The sequence below is a fragment of the Methanospirillum sp. genome (genome assembly GCF_035560735.1).
Taxonomy (GTDB): Archaea; Halobacteriota; Methanomicrobia; order Methanomicrobiales; family Methanospirillaceae; genus Methanospirillum.
The window spans coordinates 1-5,569 of record NZ_DATMYY010000202.1 but is presented as its reverse complement, the minus strand read 5'-3'; the positions used below and the strand labels follow the sequence as shown (position 1 = coordinate 5,569).

General features: G+C 43.7%; 4 protein-coding genes. 1 reads left to right on the top strand and 3 read right to left on the bottom strand.

Annotated features, from left to right (window positions below):
- The first annotated feature begins 119 nt into the window (after nt 1-119).
- Nucleotides 120-695 carry a hypothetical protein gene (locus VN429_RS05990; protein ID WP_325630912.1) on the top strand — a complete coding sequence of 192 codons (576 nt, stop codon included), beginning with the start codon at nt 120-122 and terminating at the stop codon, nt 693-695.
- Here VN429_RS05990 and VN429_RS05985 read toward each other — a convergent pair.
- The 3 genes from VN429_RS05985 to VN429_RS05975 form a co-directional block, all read right to left on the bottom strand.
- Entirely contained in the window at nt 677-1,726 is a 1,050-nt protein-coding gene (locus tag VN429_RS05985) for a response regulator (RefSeq protein WP_325630910.1), read from the bottom strand. The genes VN429_RS05990 and VN429_RS05985 overlap by 19 nt on opposite strands.
- A complete protein-coding gene (locus VN429_RS05980; protein ID WP_325630909.1) occupies nt 1,723-4,014 on the bottom strand; it encodes a response regulator in 2,292 nt (763 codons plus the stop codon). Before VN429_RS05980 ends, VN429_RS05985 begins: the two co-directional genes overlap by 4 nt.
- Before the next feature lie 102 nt (nt 4,015-4,116).
- Complete coding sequence (locus VN429_RS05975; protein WP_325630907.1) at nt 4,117-5,511, bottom strand: PAS domain S-box protein; 1,395 nt, start codon at nt 5,509-5,511, stop codon at nt 4,117-4,119.
- Between the last annotated feature and the right edge of the window lie 58 nt (nt 5,512-5,569).

Sequence of the window (5,569 nt, the reverse complement as noted above, 5' to 3'; positions counted from 1 at the left end):
ATATCAGTGGGTTCAGACCGATCACAAAATATGTTCTCGGGATTCATCTACCTGGTGTTTTACCTGCACTCTGAAATAAGGGATGAATATATCTGTACAAAAACCACAAAAAGAATAATATGGCAGGGCTTAAATCAAGGGGTATCGGAGATATGCATCAGCAGTTCAGATCACTTCAGGCAATTGTTGACCATATCAGATTGCAGGAGATGTTTCTACAGGTACTTGATCGTGAGGATGCAATTCCTGACATGGCAAAACGTCTCTCCCGTGAGGCAATAAGTGGAGAATTGAGGTCTAATAAGCGTCTCTTCCTTGATTTTTTCTACAATCTGATCGCTTTATCTGGAGAAAGTGATCGGATTCAGGATGTTGAATTTAAATATGTAGTGATCGGTGAAGACTTGTTGGAGATTGATCGGTGCCAACTCTGGTATGATGATCTTGAACTTCAGATGCCATTTGAAATTGGAGAAAAGTTTGGAAAGGCTGTTCTTGGTGATCAAATGGGTAATGTGGTTGAGACGATCACTGAGTTTTATAAAAAAGCTGAAGCAAGATTTGATAGGGAACTAGACGGGAACCTTGAACGCTGTTCTCTTCTTGTCCTTGAGGAGCATTATCCCCAGTCTGCATACCATATCACTGTCAGGCTTCCTGCAACAATCCTCAATGATTACCCTCTTTCAATATAATCTGGATTAACTAACTGCCTTTTTTCTGCATCAGGATAAGATATTCCTCTGAGATCCTTGATCTTTTTCATGACTTCTGTTGTGTATAGTGAGATCCGCCTGAGTCGGTGGGTCTCTTCAGTCGATGCCAGGAACCTGATCTCGCGAAGACGGGAGTCAGCTTCATCAAGGAGGGTATTTACGATATCTCCTCCAGCCCCTCCTCCTGTTGGTTCGGGAATAATAACTGAAGTTATAAATTGAAGGTTCCCTTTGTCCATAAGTGGAATCATATCGATCCTCACCCGTTTGACAACCTCATGAATATTCAACGGACCGTTTGCAGCAAATCCCTTTCCTTCCTTAAAGCGATCCTTTCCTGAGATCCACATCTTTTTCATCAGATCAGGGAGTTCATCAATTGCTTGGGGTATTGTATTCTGATGCTCATGTCTCAAAAAAGACCTGCAGGCATTATTCATGAAGATAATCACTCCGGTGGTTGTGAAGAGCATGACCGGATGTGGGATTGACTGTATTGCAAGGATAGCTAAGCGGTAGTCCCCTGCTTTGAGTGGTGAAGTTACAGGCGTTTGCCTTGTATGTTGAGTCTCTTTCTCTGGTCCATGCTCTTTGTCAGCTTCCGTTGGTTGGACAGTGCGCGGGATAGTGGTTTGGTAGAGTTTATGTTTATGTGCCACCATCTCGATATTGCTGTAAAGTTCCCGCTCTTTAAAGGGTTTTATCAGATATCCAAACGGTCCTGACTCTACTGCACGTTTTATTGTATCATCATCTGAATGTGCAGTCAGGTAAATAACAGGGATCTTGTATTGTTGATATATTCGTTTTGCAGTTTCTATACCGTCCATCTCCCCCTGAATTGTTATATCCATCAGGATAATGTCCGGTTGTTTCTCCCTCGCAAGTGTTATCGCTTCTTCTCCATCAAAAGCACTCCCCACTACCTCGTATCCGAGTTCCTTAAGAGTCTTTTCTAGGAGTACAGAGGTTACTGCTTCATCCTCGACAATGAGAATTCGTCGTTTCATAATTGCAACCGCTCTCCGGGATTTTCACTAAACAAAATAGTTATTGTTGTCCCCTGCCCCTTTGGTCGAATGATCTTACCTTTGATCTGATGAGTAAGCCGGGATACAAGTTCGGTTCCGAGTGAGGTTCCGGTTGAGTTTTTTCCATCCTCAGGCATCCCACGACCATTGTCTGAAACTTCCATGCGATATATATGGTTCTGATTGATGAAGCTCACCCTGATCTCCCCGTTCCCCCCTGGTTCAAAGGCATATTTGACGGCATTGGTAATCAACTCATTCAATATGAGTCCACATGGGATGCATCGTTCAATGTCGAGTACGATATCTGGATCGATATCAGTGATGTAACGAAGTGAGATATCAACACCCAAATACTCCTGTTTAAGGTGATTGATGAGGTTTCCAACGTACTCCTTTACATTTATCTTTCCGATGTCATGAGAACTGTAGAGAAGTTCATGAATAGATGCCATTGAAAAAACCTGATTCCGGCAGTCCTGTAATATTTCACTTGTCACGGGGTCAGTTGATTTCATCCCTTGGAGTTTGAGAATTCCTGATATTATCTGAAGATTGTTTTTCACCCGGTGATGAATCTCTTTTAAAAGGAGTTCTTTCTCCTGAAGTGATGCTATGATCTGTTCTTCATCACGTATCCTGTCGGTCACGTCATTGTATATCAGAAAGATTTCATGTGCGTTGCCTACCTGGGTATTTGAAAGGTAAATCTCCAGCCACTTTTCCCCTGATGAGGTATCAAAGTGAATTCTGGGTAAATTTTGTGGTACTCCTGATGTGATCAGATTGTTTAAGGCTGTGTTAAGCTCAAATGGGGTTGCAGGGCCGAAGTATTCATGAAATGTCCTGCCAAGGAGTGTTTCTTTCTTTTTCCCTTCAAGGTTTTCTGCTGCCTTATTCATCTCAATGAGAATAAACCTGCCATCTCCGTCATGGTCGAGAAAGATTGCGCAGCCTGTATTCATGTTTGAAAAAAGCATGTTCAGGCGGTTCTGACTTACTTTTACCTGGTCATCCAGGACCTTCTGTCTGGTAATATCTATGATAAACCCTTCAAGTCCGATTACATCACCATTCTCATTCAGAACGCCTACACCCTGCTCCCAGACCCATTTAAATTTCAATGTACTGGTAAAGATCCGGTATGTCAGTTTAAATTGGGCGTGCTTTTCTACTGCCCGCCTTATTACATCCATGATCCGAAGACGGTCGTCTGGATGAATGAGCGAAGTGTAGGTGGGGTTTTGGTTCTGAACCAGGTCAGATGGGCGATAGCCAGTTAGCATGAGACTTCCTTCACTCACAAACTCCATTGTCCGGTCGTCATCTATACTACACTTGTATACCATTCCTGGCAGGTTTTCGATCAGAGTGTTTACCCTGCGTTCACTCTCCACAAGTGCATCCTCGGCAATTCGGTCTGATATGTGGTCCGCTATCTGAATGACTATCCCTTGAAGTAACCGCTGAAGAGGGGGGGATAGCTCCTGTTCCTCTTCATGCGAGGCGATATGAATGAGGCCTATGGGCTTGCTGTGGTGAGTGAGGGGAATGATTGCATCTGACTGTAATCTTTCGTTAGTTTCTAGGACGTGGGAATATTCGTGAATAATTTTAATGCTCCTGAATACCGCGTCTGTTCCCCTGAGTAACGATAAAAAGAGAGGAATCAAGTGAGCCTGAATCGCATGATCGCTATAACTTGGAGAAAATCCATTTGCCATAGCGGGTGAGAGGTGATTATGTTCATCCATCAGGTAGATGGCTGCTGCATCAAGAAATGATGTTGTTTTCGCTGCCTGCAGGCAGTGGGTTAGGATATTATCTAGGTTTCTGGAATTGGCGCATGCGATGGCGAGATCCCGTTGGATTCGCAGGTTTTTTTCTGCCCTAACAAGCTCAACTGCAGTATTTACTTTGTGGGCCAGTTCAGTAAAGGAAACATGCGGGCTGTCCTCTTTTTGTACATAAAAATTAGCCCCGCTGTTTAGTGCTTCTACGGCAACTGAATCACGTTCCCGTACAGTAAAAAGCACAAATGGTATCTGTGAGTCTTTCTTTCTGATTTTTCTAAGAAGTTCAAGACCATCCATGCCTGGCATAGCATAATCAGATATAATTGCATCATATCTGTGCAATTTTAGTTGTTTCAGAGCTTCTTCACCTGAATCAACAGTATCTACAAGGAAGCCAAACTTCTTTTCTAGGATTTGGCGGCCGAGATCGAGGAGAACAGACTCGTCATCAACCAGAAGAACCTTTGTCACCTCCATCCCCCCGGCATTGTTGTTGTGTTGATCTCAACACCCAGATGCATAATCGTTGGGATCTGCATTGACCTTCAGGTCTTTTTCATCATCCGTTTTATTTCATTTTGCAACAATTTCACGTGCTATTGAGCAGAAGAGTGACAAAGGACCGGCTGTAATAAATTTTCTGGAAATTTCAACAGGAATGATCTCACCGTCATGTCTTCGGTGAACAGATCTGACTCTGAAGGTTTCTTCCTCGTCTCTTCGCAGCTCCCACATCTCCTGCCAGGTTTCTGCGCTGATTTCAGGGTTTATATCATAAACTGTAATCTGTTGAATCTCCTCACGTGAATATCCGAGAAGTTTACATGCTGTCTCATTTGCCCGATAAACAGCCCCGGTTCGATCAAAGAGAAGAATCGAGTCTGATGCCTGGTCAAAGACAAACCTGATTATCAAAAGTTCCCTCTCCAGTTTCTCTCGTCGTGTCATTTCTGTCATAAGGTCCTGGTTTGCTGCCCGCATCTCTCTTGTTCTCTGTTTGATTACCGCTTCGAAGTTGGCGTGGTAAATCTGCAGTTGTTCTTCAAGGTGTTTGCGTTCTGATATGTCAGATCCGATTGCCTGGATGCTTCCAAGAAATCCGTCTATTGTAAATATCCCTCGGTATTGCCATTCCTCCCATGCTACCATGCCGTCGGCCTGAATGGTTTTGAATGCTATCTTTGTAATCGGAGTTTTTGGTGTCAGATCTGTTCTGAGCCTTGTGAGCCTTTCCAGGTCGTCATGGGAAATAACAGGTTCATAGGGAAAACCAATCAATTCCTCTCTCTTTCTCTCCATTCTCCTGCAGAAGGCATCATTGACATAGGTGAGTATTCCATCTGGGCGTGCCCTGAAGATGAATTCCTTCTGATCTGAAGAAAGTGCATCAGCCTCTTGCCTGCAAATTTCAGCTTGCTGAAGAGCCTCTTTTGTTTTGGTCTCATCCCTACAGATGATTGCACATCCTGGTCGCCCATCTTCGCAGACCACAGGAATGATTGATAAGTCAAGCCACCTTCTTATCCCTTTGACAGAGATTACAAGGTTTATGCTTCCCCCCTGTCCTTGAATTGCTGTTTTGACCCTTGCCTTCATTTCTTCCTGCATGAGGATATTCAGGGTGGGATCAGTGATCTGCCGTCCCGTTGGATCATCAGATAATCCGAAAATTTCACAAAAATTATTTTTGACAGTTTCCACAACCATCCGACAGGTGATGAGGATATAGGGATCATGTGTGTATACGGCAACAGCTGAAGACGGGATTCTGTTTGCAAGGTGGTACACTTTTGCAGTGCTGACAATCCGAAGATCAACCTCTCCTTTCATTTGCAGTCCATCAAGATACTTTGCAACTGTGGTCCGATGCATCCCAAGAACCTGTGAAATATCTGTTATGGACATTCCACGCGGATGCTCTGCAAGTTGTTCCCTGATTCGTCTAAGATCTTCCGTATCCCCGATCATCTTTTCAACCTCAATCTGGATCCCCTAACTGTATTATGTCGTACATATACTCTTGTCA

What these genes read in the sequence shown, in the direction of transcription:
- VN429_RS05990 (WP_325630912.1), top strand. Translation starts at nt 120, where the DNA reads ATGGCAGGGCTTAAATCAAGGGGTATCGGAGATATGCATCAGCAGTTC.
- VN429_RS05985 (WP_325630910.1), bottom strand. Translation starts at nt 1,726, where the DNA reads ATGAAACGACGAATTCTCATTGTCGAGGATGAAGCAGTAACCTCTGTA.
- VN429_RS05975 (WP_325630907.1), bottom strand. Translation starts at nt 5,511, where the DNA reads ATGATCGGGGATACGGAAGATCTTAGACGAATCAGGGAACAACTTGCA.